Here is an 18,424-nt window from a genome sequence, read left to right on the forward strand (position 1 = left end):
ACCAAATGATGATTCCTTCGTTGTCCGCAGCGTGGGACGACGTCAACGCTCCGCGTCCGGGCTGAGCCAGGCCGAGGCGGTCATCAACGAGCGCTACCCCCAACTGCTGCGTCTGGCCTACCTGGTGCTGCCGCCGGAGCTCGACCGGCACGCGCGGCTGCTGCGCGCCCACCGCGGCGTCCAGCGCTCCCTGCGGGCCGCGGGGCGCCGGGCGCGGCGGGGCGGGGACGTGCTGGCCGCCGTACGGGCCGAGGTGGTGCGGTACTCGGCCGGTCGGGGGCCGCGCGGGCCGCTCCTGCCGTGGGTGTGGGGGCTGCGGATGTGGCCCAGCGCCGAGGAGCTCGACGAGGCGGCCCGCGCACTGGCGGGGCTGTCCCCGTACGCCCGCGCCGCGCACGTGCTGTGCCGGTTCGACGGGCTGGAGGAGGACGCGGCGGCCGAGGTGCTCGCGCGGGCCGGAGCCGGTGATCCGGCGGGCGAGGTACGGGCCGCCCTCGCGGCCGGGGGGGCCGGGGCCGGGGAGGGCCGTCACGAGCGGACGGGCGCCGCAGACGGGCCGGGGCCCCGCGGAGAAACGGTCTCGCACCCGGCGGACGTCCACACCCGGCCCACCGACCTGCTGCTGCGCCGCACGCGCGTCCGGGCCGCCTGGGCCGTCGCCGCCGTCCTGCTGCTGGCCGCCGCGCTGACCCGGGCCACCGTCACCGGGCCCGGCCCCGGGCTCCCCGTCGGCTACGCGGGGGCGCCCGCCGCCCGCGCCGCCCTCGACCCCGCGCGCCTGGTCCGGGTGCCCGCGCGGGCCTGGTCGGACACCGGCCGGGTGGACTTCACGGCGTGGCCGGCCCGCGGGCCGCGCACCGGGGACCGGGCCCTGCTGGCGAGGGCCCTGGGCACCTGGGCCGCACCGCCTGCCGGTACGGCCGTCACCGTCGCGCCTACGGCCTCGGCGGAGCCGCCGGGACATCCGCCGCAGCTGCTGTTCGCCGGCGATCCCCGACCGGGGACGGCCGTGGTGGTGTTCCTCGACGCCGACCGGGTCGTCCGCTACACCGAGCGCGGCGGCCGCCGGAGCCTGGACGTCGCCCGCACCGACGACGCCAACGTCACGACGGCTGCCGCCTTCACCCTGACCCGGGACGGGAACACGGCCCGCCGGCTGCTCGCCCCGTGGATCGCCACCGCCGGAACCCGGGACCTCACCGCCCCCGCCCAGCCCGTCCGGCCCCTGCCGATCGGCCCCGACGGAACCGTCACCACCGCCTTCCCGGGCGGGGACGCTCCGAAGGGGGCGGGCTGCGGTCCCCAGCCGGTGCTGGAGGTCGCGTCCTCACCGCGCATCGTGGAGAAGCACGCCTTCCTCCTCGCCGACCGCGGCGGGCTCCTGACCGTCCACCTCACCTACACCCCGCCCGCGGAGGGCGCCGACGCCCCGCCGGCCCGCCAGCCCCGCGAGGCCACCGGCCCCGCCGCCCTCGCCCGCTGGGCCCAGGAGGCCTGCACCCTGGAGGCGGTGGACGGGCGCGCGGTCAGGGCGGTCAACCTCTGGGACTTCGCGCTCACGGAGCTTCCCGAGGGCGCCGGGCGGGCCGTCTGGTCCTGCACCCGCGCCACCCACTGGACCGGGCAGGGGGACGTACGGATCCGGCTCCGTCCGCCCACGGGGGCCTCCCTCGCCGTGACCGAGGCCCGCTCCACGGCCGCCTGCGGACGGTTCGGGCAGCACCTCCTCGCCACGACGGTCTGGCGGGCCCGCTCCGGGCAGGACTACCAACTCGCCGCGGGCAGCCGGGAGGTCACCGGGATCACCGCCACGGGATCACTGCGCACCCGCACGCCCGGACGCAGCCTCGCCGTCCCGGCACCACCCGCCCCCGCTCCCCCGGCCACGCTGACGGCGACCCTGCGCAGCGGCGCGGTCATCACGGCGTTGGACGCCCGGGACGGCGGCCGGGACTGAACGGCCAAGCGTCAGCCGAGGACCGCGGTCACCTCGCGGCGGGCCGGCTCCGACAGGAGGGGCGCCCAGCGTGTGAACAGCTCCAGCAGGGCAGCCCCGTTGCGCTCGCGGAAGGAATCGTTCACCTTGGCCAGGTCCAGTTCGTTGGCCACGGTGAGCTCGGCGAAGTCGCGACGCCGCTGCGGGGACGGCGTGAACTCCGCGCCGGTGAACCGGTCCCGGAAGGTCACCGCCGCACCGTCAGGCGCGGCGAGGGTGGGGTAGGAGGCCTTGCGGTCGCAGCTGGCGTAGAAGTACACGAGCTCCTCCGCCTCCGTACCGATCGCCCCGGCGAGGCGGTCGCGCTCGGACAACTCCAGGAGCACCAGCGGCAGCCCGTCGGTGCCGTAGAAGGCGTGGCACAGTGCCGCGGTCCGCAGTACGGGCCGGGCGCCCCACGAGGCGAGCAGCCCCTCGACGCGCAGCAGGTGGGTCAGGAGGGTGCCGCCGGAGTGCTTGGTCGTCTCCGCCCCCACCTCCTTGAGCAGGGCCATCGCAGGCGAGTCGGTGTGCTGGGCGTCGCTTCGCGTCATGGGGCCCATCATGACGAGGTCGCCGCGGCGGCGTACACCGGGACCGGCATGCGGACACCGGGCCGGGCGGGCGCCGGACTGCCCGGGGTGGGGCTCCCCGGACGGTGGCGCCGCGGCAGGGGTGCGTGACACCCTGAGGTCCGTGATCATACGGGTGAGCGAGGCACGCGTACGTCCTGACCGGTTCGAGGCGTTCCACGACATGATCGTCTCCGCGGTGCGCGGGTTTCCGGGCCGCTACCCGGGGCTGGTGGACCACGAGGTGCTGCTCGCGCCGCCCGACGCGCTGCTGTACGTCAGCCGCTGGCACAGCGAGCGGGACCTGGTCGGATTCGCCGGCGAGCACTGGCGCGACCGGCCCGTGGTGCTGCCCGGCGAGGACGAGTACCTCGTGGCCCCGCTCCGGGTACGGCACTTCACCGTCGCGTCCCTGTAGTCCGGCGTCGCAGCGCCCTTCGCCGCGCTCGACGCCTCCCCTCGGCGCCTCCCCTCGGCGCCATCGGCCGGATCCGTCAGCGTCTGCGGCGGCGGGCGAGGCGGGTGCGGTGGCCCGACGGGGGCGGGGCGGCCAGGGCGAAGGTCACCGCGATGCGCGCCCCGCCGAGCGGTCCGCGCGTGACGGCCACCGTGCCGCCGGTCGCGGTCGCGGCCCGGCGCGCGATGTCCAGGCCCAGTCCCGTGGAGCCCGTGCTGCTGCCGCGGGACAGGGCCCGGTCCGGTTCCGGGATGCCCGGGCCGCCGTCCTCGACGACCAGCTCCACGGCCTGGGCCGTGCGCCGGACGCCGACGGCGAACGCGGTGCCCTCCGGGGTGTGGCGGAAGACGTTGCCGATGAGGGCGTCCACCACGGCGGCGACGTCGTCGTCGGGGAGGCCGACGGCCGTGGGCTCCTGGGTGACGTCCAGATAGCAGGAACGGTCCTGCTGCTCGGCCAGGACCGCCCAGAAGGCCGTCCGGCGGCGGACGACCTCCGCCACCTCGCTGCTCGGGCCCCCGCCTGCCGCCGCGGCGGCCCCGCCACCCGGGGGCCGTTCCGCACCGAGCAGGCCCTGGCCCATCGGGCCCACGGCCAGCGGGGTGCGCGCCGCGGCGATGATGGCCTGCAGCTCGGTCTCCAGCTCGCAGACGGCCGCCTCCACCCTGGCCGACTCCGGTGTGCCCGCCATCCGTTCCGAGGCCAGGTGGAGTGCGGTCAGCGGGGTGCGCAACCGGTGCGAGAGGTCGGCGACGAGTTCGCGTTCGACGGCGAGGAGTTCGTTCATGCGCTCGGCCATCGCGTTGAAGGCGACGCCCGCGTCACGCAGTTCCCGGGGCCCCATGGGTTCCACCCGGGCGTCCAGGTCCCCCAGTCCGAGCGCCCGCGAGGCCTGTGCGAGCCGCTTCGAGGAGCGGACCACCTTGGCGCCGAGCCGGTCGGCGACCAGCACCGAGCCGGCGATCAGTCCCACCGCGAGGAAGCACATCACGGCCCATGACTGCGCCACCCCCCGGGTGAGTTCCGCCTCGGGCACGAAGTTCTCGATGACGGCGACCTCGTCGCCCGGCAGCACCACGGGCTGGAGGCAGACCCACCCGCCGGGGACCTCCTGCGAAATCGACTCCCGCCCGCGCTGCGCCCGTTCGAGGAGCGCGCCGGGAGCCTTGGAACGGGCCGGGGCTCCCGCCCCCGGCAGGTGCACGGTCAGCCGGTCCGCGGCGTCCAGGCCGGCCGCGGCCTCGCGCAGCGCGTCCGGGTCCGTGGTGAGGGCGAGCACCGGCGCCAGGGCGGCGCCGCGCTGCTGGGCGGCCGACACGCCCTGCTCCTTGACCAGCGACATCACCAGGGCGGCCAGCGGTATGAGGAAGGACAGGGCGACCATGGAGGTCACGGCGAGGGCCACACCGGCCAGGGAGCGTCTCAACGCGGTGCCACCAGCTTGATGCCGACCCCGCGCACCGTCAGCAGGTAGCGCGGGGCGGCCGCCCGTTCGCCGAGTTTGCGGCGCAGGGAGGACAGGTGCACGTCGACGGTCTGGTCGTCCACGTACGGCTCGCGCCACACCTCGGTCAGCAGGCGGCGCTTCGAGACGACCCGTCCGGTGTGGTGCGCGAGGAAGGCCAGCAGGTCGAACTCGCGGCGGGTCAGGCGCAGCTCCCGTCCCGCCAGGTGTGCGGTGCGCGCGCCCGGGTCCACCGCCAGTTCGCCGACGACGGTGGGCCGCAGCGGATCCCCGGTCTGCGCGGGCGCGGGCCCCGCCGTACCGCCGGCGGCGGCGGGGGCCGTGCCGGCGGTGCGCCGCAGGACGGCGGCGAGGCGGGCGAGGAGCTGGCCCCCGGAGAAGGGCTTGACCAGGTAGTCGTCGGCGCCCGCGTTCAGGATGCTGATGATCTCGGACTCGTCGTCGCGGGCGGTGGCCACCAGCACCGGTACGGAGGAGATGCCGCGGATCATGCGCAGGGCGTCCCCGCCGTCCAGGTCGGGCAGTCCGAGGTCGAGGACCACCGCGTCCACGGGCGCCTGCGTGACCTCGCGCAGCGCGCCGAAGCCGTCGGCGGCGCTGCGCACGGCGTACCCCTGCTCGGCCAGGACCTCGATCAGTGACTGGCGGATGCTGGGGTCGTCTTCCACGACCAGGACGCTCGGCATGCGGACACCTTAGAGGTTCGGTGTGGTGGGGAAGGCGGTCAGGGCGTGACGAAGGCCGGCCCCTCGTCGGTGACGCGCATCCGGACGGGGTGGCCGGACACCGGGATGGTGCAGCCGTCCCGCGTGCTGCAACTCGCGTAGCCGATCAGCAGGGTCGCGCCGCCGCTGCCCGACGCGCGGACGGGGAGGGTGGTGGTGACCGGGCCGTCGGGGTAGACCGGGACGGGGGTGTCGACCCCCGGCAGCCGGACGGTCCGCTCGGTCTGTGCCGCCGTCAGCGGGCCGTCCGCCGCGAGGGTTCCGGTGACGGCCACGGCGGTCGGGCGGCCCACGCCCTCGACGCCGGCGGCCGGCAGGGCGGTGCTGTAGAGGTGGAACCCGGCGGCTTCGGGGGTGAAGACGGCGGTGAGGGTGCCGGTCCCCTTCGCGGGCTGCCAGCCGGAGACCGAGAGGGTGACGGTGACGCCGTTCTCGGAGAAGCGCGCCGTGGCCGGGGGGCCGTCGGCCGCGGGGGCGGAGGGATCGGCGCCGCCGCAGGCCACGAGCGCGGCCAGGGGGAGCAGGACGCCCGCGGTGCGCAGGGCGCGCCGGAGGCGGGTGTCCGTCATCCTTCCGCCACCAGACGGGCGACCAGGGGCCGCAGCTGCTCGGCGCTGACGGCGCCCCCGATGGCCACGGCGACCCGGCCCCGGCGGTCCAGGACGAGGGTCGAGGGGACCGTCCGCGGACTGAGCACCGCCGGCGGGAAACGCCGCAGGAGCGCGCCGGTGGGGTCGTGGAGGCTGGGGAAGCCGAGGCCGTGGGCCCGTACGAAGGACCGTGCCGCATCCCGGTCGCGGTCCCGGGTGTTGATCCCGAGGAAGCGGACCTCCTCGCCCCGGAGCTGTCCGCTGAGCAGCGCCAGGTCGTCGGCCTCCGCGCGGCAGGGTCCGCACCCGGAACCCCAGACGCTGAGGACGACCACCTCCCCGCGGAGCGCGGGGAGCGAGACCGGCCTCCCGTCCAGGTCACTGCCGGTCAGCGCGGGGGCGGAGGGGCGGGCCCGCGGGGCCGCGACCGCGGCCGCGGCCGCGGGCACGGCGGCGACGGTGCGGGTGCCGGTGGCCGCCGCGGCCCCGTCGCCCGTGCCGTCCGTGGCGATCCCGGTCAGCAGCAGGGCGGCGGCCACCGAGAGGCCGACGCCGACCGGGACGCCGAGCGGGACGGCCGTGCGTACGCGCCGTCTCACGGGGCCCACTTGCGCAGGAAGGTGTTGATGCCGTCGGCCGTCAGCGGCGGGTTGCCCGTGGCATGGGTGTCGACCCGCGTGGTGCCGGACGGGGTGACGACCACGAGCACGGGCATCGTGTAGGTCCCGCCCGAGGGGCTGTACTCGCGCAGCAGGGCGGAGTTGGCGGAGTTGTCGCCGCCTATGTCCACCTTGACGAGGTGGTAGTCGTCCGCGAGGAGCGCCGTGGTGGCCGGCTGGGCGAACACCTTGTCGGCGGCCTTGCAGTTGCCGCACCAGTTGGCGCCGAAGTCGAGCAGGACCATCCGGCCGTCGGACTTCGCCGCGCGCAGGGCCGCGTCGAGCAGTGCCCGCGCGTCGGCCGAACCGTCGTAGCCGGGGCCGGGGACCCTGGCGGGCGCGGGCGTTGGGGTGGCGGGCGCCGGCTTGGTGCCGCCGGAACCCGGACCGGAACCGGAACCGGACACGGCTCCCGAGCCCGTTGCGCCGCCGCTGCGGGCGGTGCCCTGGGACGAGCCGGCGGCGGACGCGGACGCCGGGGCGGAGGCGGAAGCGGAGCCGGAGGCCGGGCCGGACGGCAGGGCCGAGGGGGTGGCGGACACCTCGGGGGACGCTCCCGGCGCCGTCCCGTCCGCCGGCCGCTCCGGAGCCGGCGTCCCGGTGCCCGCCTGGACGGCGGAGCCGGCGGGCGCCGGGGAGGGCCCGCACGCGGTGGCCAGCCCGGCCACGACCACGGCGGCGGCGACCAGCGGGAGGCGCCGCGCGAGGGGCGAGGGAGAGGACGTCGTGCGGCGTCCGGAGCGGACGGATCGGAGCGTGCGAGAGCTCATGGCGAAGACCCCAGGGCAGGTTCGGACGACGGGACGGCCGGACGCGTCCGGCTCGGTGAAGCCGGGTCCGGCGCCGCACCGGGCTCGTGCCCCGGCGCCGACGGCCGCTCGGCTGACGCGAGCATAGGGCCGCCGGGGCGCCGTGGAACCGGCTCGAGGTGATCTTCAGGTTGCCCTAAGGAACCGCTCACCTCCCGCTTCACCGCGACCGGCCGACGGGGGCGCGTGGGCCGTCAGAAGGAGCTCTCGCGGACGCTCGCCCTGGCGGACGGGGTGATGGTCGCCGTGATCTCCGACCGGTGGCCATCGTTGCTGAAGGTGACGGTGAGGGTGTCGTCGGAGGCCTGTGAGGTGGTCGTCCTGAAACCCAGGCCGGGGACCGCCGAGATCAGGCACACGCCCCTGCTCCCGTACCGGACCGTGACCTTCCCGCCCTGCGAGGGAACGGTGTGCAGGCCCGCTCCGCCCCGTTCGCAGTCGACTCCGGGCCGGGGCGCGCCGGTCGGCGGGGTCTGCGTGGCGGCCTTGGCGGGGACGGGACTGGGCGAGGGGGGTGCCGAAGAGGGCTGTTGCGTCACGGACGGCGAGGGGCTGGTGGAGGCGCTCGCGGTCGGGGAGGCCTGCGTCGGGCCGGGGCTGCCCGCCTGCCAGGCGGGGGGCGTGTCGATGACGACCGGGGCCGAACGCGCGGCCGGGGGCTTGTGGCTGGTCGACCCGACCACGAACTGGACCGTCGCGAGGACGGCGGTCACGCTGGCGGCGGTGCACGACAGCCATATGAGCAGGTAGCGCGGAGTTCGGGGCACGGGCCCCATAGTGGCCGACGCCCGGCGCGGCGCGTAACCGGCGCCCCCGTTCCGGCGTCGGTGCGGCGAACGGTCGCGCGGCGGGGCGGTGCCCGGTGAACGCCGACGTCCCCCTGACCGCCGGGGCAGGGGGACGTGGACGTCCACGGACCCGCGGCGCGGGCGCGTGGAGGCCTCCGGGAGCGGGAGGACGGGAGGCGGGTGGGGAGCGCGCGGGACGGGCTACCTCGCGGTGCCGAAGTCCTGGGTCCACCAGGGGCCGCCGTCGCCCTTGTGGACGCCGATCCCGATCTCCTTGAAGGAGCAGTTGAGGATGTTGGCGCGGTGGCCGGAGCTGTTCATCCAGGCCGACATGACCGCGTCGGCGTCGCCCTGTCCGCGGGCTATGTTCTCGCCGAGGCCGGACCACTTGTAACCGGCCGCCTCCACCCGGCTCGTCATGGTGGAGCCGTCGGGGCCCGTGTGCGACATGACGCCGCTGCGGGCCATCGTGTCACTGTACGCCCGGGCCGCCGAGCTGAGCTTCGCGTTGACCGTCAGGGGACCGCATCCGGCGGCGGCCCGCTCCTTGTTGACGAGGGCGAGCACTGCCGACTCGGCGTCCGGGTTGGCGGTCCCGGAGCCGGAGCCCGAGCCGGAGCCCGAGCCGCCGGAAGAGCCGCCGGAGCCGCTGCCCTTGGTGGGGGCGGAGCCCTGCGCCGGCTTGGCGGGCCGCTCGGCCCCCGAGGCGTCGGGCGCGCTCTCGGGCCGCGTGCCGTCGCCGGGGGCGGCCGGCCCGGAGGAGCCGGGGCTCGCACTCGTACTCGCGCTCGCGCTGGGGCTCGTACGGGGGCTCGCGCTCGCCGAGGCGGAGGCCGAGGCCGAGGCGCTGCCGGCGGGGGCCGGATCGGCGGTGTCCGTCTTCGGCTGCGACGGTCCCGCGGCGGACGCGGCTCCGGAAGCCCGCTGGTCCTTGCGGTCGTCACCGCCCGAGTCGGCCACCGCGACCCCGACCGCCACCACGGCGGCGGCCGCAGTGACGGACAGGACGACGCGGGTACGCGTCGCCTTCTTCCGGCGGGCCTCTGCGCGGGACGGGGTCGCGGGGGTACGGCTGCGGCTCATGCCGGTAACACCTCACTGGAGAGGGGACGGGAAGTACGCCGAGCCTAGGCCGGTGACCAGGGCACATCGCGCCGCGGAGGGGGTTCTTCAGGTTCCCCTAAGGAAGCCCGCAGGATCGAGACAGGGATGATCGGGGCAATGCGCCCAACTCCGGCGGGAGGGACCGGACTACGGCGGAGCCGGCTCAGCGGTCGTGCCAGCCGTCCGGCCGGGTCCCGTCGATGTCGGTGAACCCGTAGGCCCGGGCGAGTTCGGCCGAGGTGACCGATCTCTGGTTCCAGCGGGCGCGTTCGGGGTCGGCGGCCAGGGCCGCCGCCGCGCGGCCCACGTACCGCGGCGACTCGGACCGCGCGAAGCCCTCGGGCGCGGTGGGCAGACCGCCGGGCCGGTCGGGTGCCAGGGCCTCGCGCCACGTGGCCTCGGTGACGCCGAAGTTGTCGAGCATCATCTCCGACCGCAGCCAGCCGGGCGTGATGGCGACGGCGGTGGCCCCGTACGGGGCCAGCTCGTGCCCCAGGGAGAACGCGAGCCGGTTCACCGCCGCCTTGGCCAGGTCGTAGAACGCGGAGATCCGGTACCAGGACGCGTTGGTGCCGGTCGTTCCGTCGGTCACCTCGACCAGCAGGCCTCCGGGTCGGACGACGAGCAGCGGCAGGAGGTGGTGGGCGGTGATCAGGTGCGTGTCGACCGCGAGCCGCAGGATGCGCAGGCCGTCGTCGAGGTCGTGCTCCCACACCGGTGTGTTCCACCGCTCGGGACCGCCCTTGAGGAGTTCGGCCCCCCAGATGTCGTTGACCAGGACGTCGATGTGTCCGTACTCGTCGCGCAGGCCTCGCGCCAGGCGGCGCACCTGCTCGGGGTCGAGGTGGTCGGCCCGGACCGCGATGCCGGTGCCGCCGAGGCGCGAGACCAGGTCCGCGGTCTCCTCGATGGTTTCCGGCCGGTCGTAGTCGGAGCCGTCCCGCCCGCTGACGCTGCTGCGGCCCGTGCAGATCACCGTCGCGCCCGCTTCGCCCAGTGCGGCCGCGAAGCCCCGGCCGGCGCCGCGGGTGGCGCCCGCCACGACGGCGACGCGTCCGCGCAGGGCGTCGGGATCGGGCGACCACGTCATGGGGCCACTGTCGCACGGTGGGGGCGGGTTCACGAGCGGCGGCAGGGCCGGCCGGCGGCGCTCAGTGACGGTAGGCGGCCGCCGCCGTCTCGATGAAGGAACGGATCAGCGGGTTGGTGTCGCCCGCGTTGCACACCGCCACCACCCGGCTCGGCGCCATCCCGGTCAGCGGGACCACGGCCAGCTCCGGGGGCAGGTCGTGGCCGAGGGGGGCCAGTCCGACCGTGCCGTTCCACAGCACGGCGTGCAGGCATTCCTGGACCGCGCGCACCACCGGACCCTCGCGCGGTGTGCCGCCGTTCCAGTACGACTGCCAGAGCGGATCGGTGCCCGGCGGGAACCGGAACCAGCGGCGGTCGCCGAGCTCGGCCGTCCGCAGCAGCGCGCGACGGGCCAGCGGGTCGTCGGCGCGCAGGACCACGCCGACCGGATCGGTGCGCAGCGTACGGACCGTCAGGGCGGTCTCGTCGAACGGCGCGCGGGTCAGCGCGACGTCGACCAGTCCGGCGCGCAGACCGCAGGTGGGGTCGGTGAGGTCGGTGTCGCGGACGCGGACGTCGATGCCGGGGTGGGTCCGGCGGTAGGCGGCTGCCAGCCTGGACAGCCCGGGATCGGTGCCGTCGCCCAGGATCCCGACCGTCAGGGTCGCGGCGCCGGCCGCGGCGCTCACGCGGGCGCGGAGGCGGTCGGCGTGGTCGAGCAGGGCCCGCGCCTCGTCGAGGAGCACCGCGCCGACCGGGGTGAGCGTGACGCCGGCGGGTGAGCGGGCGAAGAGCAGGGCTCCGGCGTCGGCCTCCAGGCGCTTGATCGCGCGGCTCAGGGGCGGCTGGCTGATGTGCAGCCGGGTGGCGGCCCGGCCGAAGTGGAGTTCCTCGGCGACGGCGACGAAGTAGCGCAGGGTCCTCAGCTCCACGCTGCGACGATACCCATGGGGTATCGGCCGCGCAGGACGGGTCTTGGACACGGGCGGACCCGCGGCGGTGCACTGGTGGGCATGACCGAAGAAGAGCAGGCACACGCGCCGCGGACCGGCCCCGCCGTGTCGGTGGTGGGTCCCGGTGACGGCGAGACCATCGTTCTGGGCGGTACGCGCATGCGGATCCTGGAGGACGGGAGCCATACCGGGCACCGGCTCGCGATCGCCGAGTCCGTCCTCGCCCCGCACACCCAGGGACCGCCGCAGCACCGCCACGCGGGGCACGACGAGGGCTTCTACGTCCTGTCCGGGACAGTACGGTTCACGGTCGGGGACGAGGACCACGACGCCGCCGCGGGCACGCTCGTGGTGGTTCCGCCCGGTGCCCCGCACACCTTCGCCAACCTGACCGGCCAACCCGCCGTCATGCTCAGCACGTTCACCCCCGACCTGTACGTGCAGTACTTCCGGGACCTCCAGGAGGAACTCGCCGCCGGGCGGCCCCTGACCCCCCGGGCCAACGTCGAGGCGATGAGCCGCTACGCGACCGAGCCGGCCGGCGGCGCCGGCTGAGGCGGGGGGCGGGACGGGGGCGCCGGCGGCTCAGTGCCGGGACCCGCGCCGGGCGGTGCGGCGCTGGGCGTCGGTGTTCGGCGTGAGGGCGTCCCCGGCCTCGCCGTCCGCGCTGCCGGGGACGACCGCGTCCTCGGCCTCCTCGCGCGCCTCGCGGTCTCCGCTCTCGCCCTCGGCCTTCGAGGGCCGAGTGGTCTCGTGGTGCCTCTTCTCGTGCTCGCGCATGTCGTGCTCCTCGTTCCGGGTGCTCGTGGACTTGGGCCGTGGCCGTCCTGCGTACTCCTGCGACTGCCCGGTCCGGCGGACCTCACACGCCCGGGGCCTGGCGGCGCGCGGATCAGGCCGCCGGCCCGCGGGGGCCGGTGTCCGCGGGGGCGGCGGCCCCGCGCCTGCGGCGCTCCTCCCGGGCCCAGGCGTCCGAGTCGATGCGCTTGCGGTAGACCTGTTCCGGTTCCGCCGCGCCGAGGTGCACCGTCCATACCCACATGACGGCCGACACCACGAAGAAGAAGCACGCCACCGCCAGGTACGAACCGATCTCCTCGGACTCGCTGACGCCCTGCTCGTGCATGAAGCCTGGTACGCCGGCGACGAGTGCGTTCACCCACCAGGCGAGTGCCGCGTTGAACAGGGCCAGGGAGATCCAGTACACGACCCGCATGGTCTTCGCGGGGCCGCTCAGCTCTCCCAGCAGGAGCAGGCGGCGCAGGGACACCGGTCCCGTCCGGTGGCGGGCCCCCGTGTCGGTCTTGGCCTGCTGCACCGAGGCGTAGCAGTCGTCCAGCCAGCCGGCCGGGTCCGGGCCCCGGTCCGGGTCTCGGTCCGGATCCCGGTCCGGGTTCGGGACGGTGGTGCCCACCTGGTCCCTGGCCTGCATCCAGCCGGTGATGAACTGGATCTCCAGCTGCGCCTTCTCCAGCTGCCGGCGGTAATGGTGGTCGGCGCTCCGTGCCTCGCGCCGGTCCCGGATGAGGAGGCTGGCCCCGCCCACCAGGCCGCTGATCACGGGCACGAAGAACGGGGCGAACAGCACCAGGGAGTCCATGACAGCCACCGCACGCGCCTCCTCACCCCCCAGCGTCCCATCGCCCGCGCCCGCGGCCCCGTCCTGGGGGGCCGATCGGGTGTCCGCCCCGGCCGGGGCCGGCCGGCTCCGGCGCACTCGAAAGCGGGAGGCACCCGGGGGCGCGGGACGCGGGGGTGCGCCGGGGTGGGAGAATCGCGCGGGTGACGACGAGAACGACTGATATCGCCGCGGCGGCCGGTGTGCTGCGCGCCGGCGGCCTGGTGGCACTGCCGACCGAGACCGTCTACGGTCTCGGCGCCGACGCCGAGAACGCCGATGCCGTCAACCGGATCTTCGCGGTCAAGGGACGCCCGTCCTCCCACCCGCTGATCGTCCACATCGGCGGGGCGGAGCAGCTGGACGACTGGGTCGAGGAGGTCTCGCCGACCGCGCGCCTGCTGGCCGAGCGCTTCTGGCCGGGGCCGCTCACGCTGGTGATGCGGCGCGGCCGCCGGGTGCCCCTGGAGGCGACGGGCGGGCTGGAGACGGTCGCCGTGCGCGTGCCCGGCCATCCCGTGGCCCTGGAGCTGCTGGCGGCCTTCGGCGGCGGGGTGACGGCCCCCTCGGCCAACCTCTTCGGGTCGGTCAGCCCCACCACGGCGGACCACGTCAGCGCGGAACTCGGCGATGCCGTGGACTGCGTGCTGGACGGCGGCCCCTGCCAGGTCGGCGTCGAGTCGACCATCGTGGACGTCACCGGGGACGTTCCCGCCATCCTGCGGCCCGGCGGGGTGACGCGCGAGGACCTCGAAGCGGTCCTGGGCTTCCCGCTCGCGGTCCCCTCGACGAGCCAGGTGCGCGTGCCCGGCCAGCATCCGTCGCACTACGCGCCCCGCGCGCGGGTGGTCCTGGTGGAGCCGGGGACGGTCGTCGCCGAGGCGGAACGCGCCCGGGACCAGGGGCACCGGGTGGGCCTCCTGCTGCCGCGGCCCTTCGACGCCGCCGACGTGAAGGCCCACGCGGTGGTGGAGGTGCCCGGTTCGCCGGACGCCTACGCCCGCGGGCTGTACGGGTTCCTGCGCGAGCTGGACGAGCGGGGGTGCGACCTCATCGTGGCCTCCCTGCCGGCGGAGGAGGGGCTGGGTCTGGCCATCGCCAACCGGCTCCGCCGGGCGGCGGGACCCCGGCCTTCCTGAGCCCCGTATAGGCGATGACCACCGACGCGTAGGCGCGGGCCGGGCCGTGATGGTGGGGTCATGGACACCTTCGAGGACCCCATGGAGATCATCTTGTGGACACGGCACGCGGACGGCCGGTGGTCGGCCAGGACGCTCTGGATGGTGCGGGTCGACGAGCGGGCCTACGTCCGGTCCGCGTTCGGGCGGCGCAGTGCCTGGTACCGCCGGGTCCTGGGCCGCGCGGACGCCCGGATCGAAGCCGCCTCGGGACGGCTGCCCGTCGTCCTGCGGCCGGTGAGCGACGCCGGGCTCGTCCAGCGGGTCTCGGACGCCTACCGGGCGAAGTACGGACTCTGCTGGCCGGGCCCCGTGGCGTCGGTCAACGGACCGGAGGCTGCGGCGACCACCCTGTGGCTAACGGATGCCGGGCAGGTCGCGCAGTTGCCTGCGTGAAGTGAGCTGGAGCTTGCGGAAGATGTTGCGCAGGTGCGCGTCGACCGTCCGCGGGCTGAGGAACAGCTTCGCGGCGACCTCCTTGGAGGTGGCGCCGTCGGCGACCAGGCGCGCGATGTGCACCTCCTGCATCGTCAGCTGGTCCGAGGCCTCGGAGGTACGGCTGCGGGCCTGCTCGCCCGTGGCGCGCAGCTCGCCGGCGGCCCGCTCGGCGAAGGCCTCCATGCCGAGGGCGGAGAGCGACCCGTGCGCCTGCCGCAGCGTGGCACGGGCCTCCCGGCGCCGGCCCTGGCGGCGCAGCCATTCCCCGTAGAGCAGGTGCGCGCGGGCGCGGTAGACGACCAGCCGGTCGTCGCCGAGCAGGGCGAGGGCTTCCTGGTAGGCGGACTCGTCCTCGGTCACCAGGGCCCGCGCGTAGGCCTCGACGCCGAGACCCCACGCGTGCCGGCCGGTGCGCGTGCGCTCCTGGAGGGCGGCGAGGGCCTCGGCGGCGGCTTCGGGCTCGCCGCACCGGACGGCCGCTTCGACCAGTTCGGGCAGGGCGAGTCCCGCCGTGCCGACCGCGCCGTGGTCGACGGCGCGCTCGGCCGCCCGCAGTGCGGTCGCGTAGTCGGCCAGGCCGTTGTGGAGCACGGCCGTCGCCCACTGCACGCTGAGGCTCATCCGGTGCCCGACCGAGGCGAAGAGTTCGAGGGCCTCCGCGCGGCGCCCGCGCAGTGCGGCCAGGTGGAGGCGCGGGTAGACGAGCGGTGCCGCCCCGGTGGCGTCGGCGATGGCCTCCTCTTCGGAGATCAGCTCCGTCGCGGAGCCGAAGTCGCCGGTGTGCGCCTTCGCCGTGGCCCGCATGGCCAGTGCGATGGGCAGGGCGTGGAAGGAGCCCGACTCGCGGCCGGCCGCGACGGCGCGGGCGGCGACGCCCTGAAGGGTGTCGAAGTTCCACAGTTCGGTCGCCAGCATGAAGCCCAGTGAGGGCCGTCGGGCCCACACCTCGTCGTCGGTGTCGGCGACCAGCGGTCCGAGGATCTCCCCCGTGGCCCGGTGTCCGTCGGCGACCAGGCTGGTCAGACCCGTGAGGACCGCCGCCGCGGTGGTCGGCGCGCCGTCCTTGGGCGGGGCCTTCGCGACGGCGGCCGCCACGTCGCCGAGGCCGCCGAGGAGGAGGCCCATCTCGAAGGCGTCCAGGTAGCACTCGCGCGACCGGTCGGGGTCGGTGACGGCCAGGCGTGCGGCGGCGCGCAGGAGGTGCGCGGTGGGGCCTTCGTCGCCGCGGCGGCGGACGAAGGACAGCCTGCCGCGGAGCAGGTCGGCCGTGGCCTCCTGGCCGGGATCGCCGGTGCGGACGGTGGTGAGCAGGCCGGCGGCCGTGTCGAAGTCGCCCACCGAGAGGGTGGCCTCGGCGGCGGCGAGGATCCGCTGGGCACGTCGGGCGGGGTCGGCGGTGAGCTCGGCCGCCCGTTCGAGGAAGGCCGCGGCCGCGGCGATGCCGCCGCGTTCCCGGGCGCGGGTGGCGGAGGCCTCCAGCTCGGCGGCGACCTGCTCGTCCGGGCCGGCACTGGCCTGGGCCCGGTGCCAGGCCTTGCGGTCGGGGTCGGTCCGCGGGTCGGTCACCGTGGCCAGCGCCTGGTGCGCCCGGCGCCGGTCGTCCGGTGCGGCAGCGTGGTAGGCCGCCGAGCGTGCGAGGGGGTGGCTGAAGCGGATGCGGGTGCCGAAGTCGACCAGCGGTACGGACTGCGCGACGGCGGTCGCGTCGATGCCCAGGAGCTCGGCGGCGCGCCAGAGCAGGCCGGGGTCGCCGATCGGTTCGGCGGCTGCGAGGGTGACCAGCAGCCGCGCCGGCGGCGGCAGGAGTTCCAGCCGGGAGCGGAAGCTCTGCTCGATCACTCCGGGCACCGTGCCGGGCTGGGCGAATCCGCCGGCCATGCCGGCGAGTCCGGCGGTCCTGGGCAGCTCCACGAGCGCGAGGGGGGTTGCCGCGCGCCTCGCCCAGGATGCGGTCGCGCACCCGCTCGTCGAGGGGGGCGCGGACCGCGACGGCCAGCAGCGCCCGCGCGTCCGCCTCGCCGAGGCTGCGGAGCGCATGGCCGGGCAGCTGCTCCAGTTCGGGGCGCAGGCCCGGTTCGCGGGCGGCGAAGACGAGGGCGACCGGCTCGGCCGAGACGCGTCGGGCCAGGAACGCCAGCGCCCTGACCGAGGAGTGGTCCAGCCACTGCGCGTCGTCGACGGCGCAGAGGACCGGGCGTTCCTGCGCGGCTTCCACCACGAGGCCCAGTGCCGCCATGCCGACCAGGAACGGATCGGGGGCGCCGGTGTCGAGGCCGAAGGCGATCTCCAGTGCCTTGCGGTGCGGCGCGGGCAGCGCCGTCAGCCCGCCCATCACGGGCGTGAGCAGCTGGTGCAGTGCGGCGAACGGCAGCTCCCTCTCGAATTCCGTGCCGGACGCCCGTACGACGTGGAATCCGGCCGCGGACCGGTCCAGGTGCCGCAGCAGCGCGCTCTTGCCGATCCCCGGCTCGCCGCGCAGGACGAGGGCGCCGCCCCGGCCCTCCCGTGCCGCCTGGAGCAGGGCGTCGAGGCGGCCCGTCTCGTCCTGACGGCCGATCAGCACATCCGTGTAAGTCGTGGGCATGCCCGAAAACCTATGCGGTCGCGCTCCGTTGGGGAATCCGGGGTGATCACGGTCCTGCCGCGCGGACGGGTTCGCCTACGGTCGCGCGCGCGGGGCCGTGTAGGTGATGACCACCGACGCGAGCGGTGGCCGCCCGTTGCGAAGGTCTACCCATGACCCGCACCGCACTGCGACGAACCGCCACCACCGGGTGGCTACCGCTGGGAGTCCTGGCCACCGCCCAGTTCCTGGTCGTACTGAGCACGTCGATCGTGAACGTCGCCCTGCCGCAGATCCGTGCCGGGCTGGACCTGTCGGACACGGGCCAGGCGTGGACCGTCAACGCCTACGTCCTGGTCTTCGGCGCGCTGCTGCTGCCGGGCGGCCGGGCCGGCGACGTGTACGGGCTGCGCCGCGTGTTCCTGCTCGGCACCGGCCTGTTCGCCCTCTCCGCCCTCGGCGCGGCCCTGGCACCCACGGCGGCGGCGCTGATCGCCTTCCGGGCGGCGATGGGAACCGGCGCCGCCCTGCTGGCACCCACCGCACTGGCCCTCGTCCTGTCCCTCTACCCGGGCCCGGACCGGCGCGGCACCGCGCTCGGAGTGTGGGGCGCGGTCTCCGGTGCCGGCGGTGCGGCGGGCGTGCTGCTGGGCGGCCTGCTCACCGGACTGTACGGCTGGCGCGCGGTGTTCCTCGTGATGGTGCCCCTCGCCTCGGCCGTACTGGTGGCCACCTGGCTGCTCGTCGGCGCCGACCGGCCGCGCGGCGGAACCCTGGACGTGCCGGGCACGGTGACGGTGACGGCGGGGCTCGTCGCCCTGACCTACGGCCTGTCGGGTCCCTGGCCGGCGGCCGTGGCCGGTGCGGCGCTGCTCGGGCTGTTCGCGGTGCTCCAGCGGCGGTCCGCCGCCCCGCTGCTGCCGGCGCGGATGCGCGTGGTCGCGGCGCCCAACGTACTGATGGCGCTGCTGGGCGCGGTCTGGCTCGGGCTGTTCTACTTCCTGCCCCTCTACCAGCAACGCTCCCTCGGCTACTCGCCCTTGGAGGCCGGGCTGACCCAGCTGCCGCTCGCCCTCGTGATCACCCTCTCCTCCTGGTTCACCGGCAGGGTCTCCTCCCGCCGCGTGCTCCCCCTCGGTCTGCTGGCCCTCGCGGCCGGACTGGCCTGGCTCGCGCGGACCCCGCCCGACGGCACCTTCCTCGCCGACCTCCTCGGCCCCACGCTCCTCGTCGGCGCCGGCCTCGGAACCGCCTTCGTACGGCTCACCGCGGCGGCCTCCACGGGCGTGCCAGCCGCCGACAACGGTCTGGCAGGCGGGCTGGTCAACGCCGGCCGGCAGGTCGGCGGAGCCGTCGGCCTGTCCTTCCTGACCCTGCTCCCCTCCTCCGGCGCGGCCTTCCTGGCCTGCGCCGCCCTGACCCTCCTCATCTCGGCTCTCTCCACCCGAAAGGCCTGACC

General features: G+C 75.8%; 18 protein-coding genes and 1 pseudogene. 6 read left to right on the forward strand and 13 right to left on the reverse strand.

Annotated elements, in window-relative coordinates; translation table 11 throughout:
- The first annotated feature begins 31 nt into the window (after positions 1–31).
- Positions 32–1,957 (forward strand): hypothetical protein, encoded by a 1,926-nt coding sequence (locus D1J60_RS00635; RefSeq protein WP_125819679.1) that lies wholly within the window; start codon positions 32–34, stop codon positions 1,955–1,957.
- An 11-nt stretch (positions 1,958–1,968) separates the two neighbouring features.
- Here D1J60_RS00635 and D1J60_RS00640 read toward each other — a convergent pair whose 3' ends face one another.
- Positions 1,969–2,529 (reverse strand): DUF6817 domain-containing protein, encoded by a 561-nt coding sequence (locus D1J60_RS00640; protein WP_241253081.1) that lies wholly within the window; start codon positions 2,527–2,529, stop codon positions 1,969–1,971.
- Positions 2,530–2,671: 142 nt separating this feature from the next.
- On the opposite strand from D1J60_RS00640, the gene D1J60_RS00645 reads away from it, so the two are divergent.
- Complete coding sequence (locus tag D1J60_RS00645; RefSeq protein WP_241253082.1) at positions 2,672–2,965, forward strand: antibiotic biosynthesis monooxygenase; 294 nt, start codon at positions 2,672–2,674, stop codon at positions 2,963–2,965.
- Between the two features lie 76 nt (positions 2,966–3,041).
- Here D1J60_RS00645 and D1J60_RS00650 read toward each other — a convergent pair whose 3' ends face one another.
- The 9 genes from D1J60_RS00650 to D1J60_RS00695 all read right to left on the reverse strand — a co-directional run bounded on the left by D1J60_RS00650 (position 3,042) and on the right by D1J60_RS00695 (position 11,147).
- The gene (locus tag D1J60_RS00650) at positions 3,042–4,430 is read right to left on the reverse strand and encodes a HAMP domain-containing sensor histidine kinase (RefSeq protein WP_164720799.1); all 1,389 of its coding nucleotides are present in this window, start codon (positions 4,428–4,430) and stop codon (positions 3,042–3,044) included.
- Positions 4,427–5,155, reverse strand: coding sequence for a response regulator transcription factor (locus D1J60_RS00655; protein ID WP_125819681.1), 729 nt, complete (start codon positions 5,153–5,155; stop codon positions 4,427–4,429). Before D1J60_RS00655 ends, D1J60_RS00650 begins: the two co-directional genes overlap by 4 nt.
- Positions 5,156–5,193: 38 nt before the next feature.
- Positions 5,194–5,763 (reverse strand): hypothetical protein, encoded by a 570-nt coding sequence (locus D1J60_RS00660; RefSeq protein WP_125819682.1) that lies wholly within the window; start codon positions 5,761–5,763, stop codon positions 5,194–5,196.
- Entirely contained in the window at positions 5,760–6,383 is a 624-nt protein-coding gene (locus D1J60_RS00665; RefSeq protein WP_164720800.1) for a TlpA disulfide reductase family protein, read from the reverse strand. The genes D1J60_RS00660 and D1J60_RS00665 overlap by 4 nt, the downstream gene beginning before the upstream one ends.
- The gene (locus tag D1J60_RS00670; protein WP_125819684.1) at positions 6,380–7,213 is read right to left on the reverse strand and encodes a thioredoxin family protein; all 834 of its coding nucleotides are present in this window, start codon (positions 7,211–7,213) and stop codon (positions 6,380–6,382) included. The genes D1J60_RS00665 and D1J60_RS00670 overlap by 4 nt, the downstream gene beginning before the upstream one ends.
- A gap of 233 nt (positions 7,214–7,446) precedes the next feature.
- Positions 7,447–8,019: a hypothetical protein gene (locus D1J60_RS37825; protein ID WP_241253083.1), complete on the reverse strand. Its 573-nt coding sequence runs from the start codon at positions 8,017–8,019 to the stop codon at positions 7,447–7,449.
- A 222-nt stretch (positions 8,020–8,241) separates the two neighbouring features.
- Positions 8,242–9,123: a CAP domain-containing protein gene (locus tag D1J60_RS00685; RefSeq protein ID WP_125819685.1), complete on the reverse strand. Its 882-nt coding sequence runs from the start codon at positions 9,121–9,123 to the stop codon at positions 8,242–8,244.
- Positions 9,124–9,307: 184 nt separating this feature from the next.
- Positions 9,308–10,234 carry an SDR family oxidoreductase gene (locus D1J60_RS00690; RefSeq protein ID WP_125819686.1) on the reverse strand — a complete coding sequence of 309 codons (927 nt, stop codon included), beginning with the start codon at positions 10,232–10,234 and terminating at the stop codon, positions 9,308–9,310.
- Positions 10,235–10,295: 61 nt separating this feature from the next.
- The gene (locus tag D1J60_RS00695; RefSeq protein WP_241253084.1) at positions 10,296–11,147 is read right to left on the reverse strand and encodes a LysR substrate-binding domain-containing protein; all 852 of its coding nucleotides are present in this window, start codon (positions 11,145–11,147) and stop codon (positions 10,296–10,298) included.
- A gap of 81 nt (positions 11,148–11,228) precedes the next feature.
- On the opposite strand from D1J60_RS00695, the gene D1J60_RS00700 reads away from it, so the two are divergent.
- Positions 11,229–11,723 (forward strand): cupin domain-containing protein, encoded by a 495-nt coding sequence (locus tag D1J60_RS00700; protein WP_206436457.1) that lies wholly within the window; start codon positions 11,229–11,231, stop codon positions 11,721–11,723.
- Between the two features lie 30 nt (positions 11,724–11,753).
- Here D1J60_RS00700 and D1J60_RS00705 read toward each other — a convergent pair whose 3' ends face one another.
- Together D1J60_RS00705 and D1J60_RS00710 are read right to left on the reverse strand one after the other, a co-directional pair.
- Positions 11,754–11,948 (reverse strand): hypothetical protein, encoded by a 195-nt coding sequence (locus tag D1J60_RS00705; protein ID WP_125819688.1) that lies wholly within the window; start codon positions 11,946–11,948, stop codon positions 11,754–11,756.
- A gap of 112 nt (positions 11,949–12,060) precedes the next feature.
- On the reverse strand, positions 12,061–12,777 hold the full coding sequence (locus D1J60_RS00710; protein ID WP_164720801.1) for a hypothetical protein: 717 nt from the start codon (positions 12,775–12,777) through the stop codon (positions 12,061–12,063).
- Positions 12,778–12,950: 173 nt separating this feature from the next.
- Here D1J60_RS00710 and D1J60_RS00720 point away from each other — a divergent pair, with 173 nt between their 5' ends.
- Together D1J60_RS00720 and D1J60_RS00725 are read left to right on the forward strand one after the other, a co-directional pair.
- Positions 12,951–13,925 carry an L-threonylcarbamoyladenylate synthase gene (locus D1J60_RS00720; protein ID WP_125819691.1) on the forward strand — a complete coding sequence of 325 codons (975 nt, stop codon included), beginning with the start codon at positions 12,951–12,953 and terminating at the stop codon, positions 13,923–13,925.
- A 60-nt stretch (positions 13,926–13,985) separates the two neighbouring features.
- Positions 13,986–14,360, forward strand: coding sequence for a DUF2255 family protein (locus D1J60_RS00725; protein ID WP_125594653.1), 375 nt, complete (start codon positions 13,986–13,988; stop codon positions 14,358–14,360).
- Here the strand turns inward: D1J60_RS00725 and D1J60_RS00730 are convergent.
- A pseudogene (locus D1J60_RS00730) lies at positions 14,322–16,986 on the reverse strand (LuxR family transcriptional regulator). The gene D1J60_RS00725 and the pseudogene D1J60_RS00730 overlap by 39 nt on opposite strands.
- 152 nt (positions 16,987–17,138) lie before the next feature.
- Between D1J60_RS00730 and D1J60_RS00735 the strand changes: the two are divergent.
- The gene (locus D1J60_RS00735) at positions 17,139–18,422 is read left to right on the forward strand and encodes an MFS transporter (protein ID WP_125819692.1); all 1,284 of its coding nucleotides are present in this window, start codon (positions 17,139–17,141) and stop codon (positions 18,420–18,422) included.
- The last annotated feature ends 2 nt before the right edge of the window (positions 18,423–18,424 follow it).

Source organism: Streptomyces sp. W1SF4 (genome assembly GCF_003950035.1).
GTDB lineage: Bacteria > Actinomycetota > Actinomycetes > Streptomycetales > Streptomycetaceae > Streptomyces > Streptomyces racemochromogenes.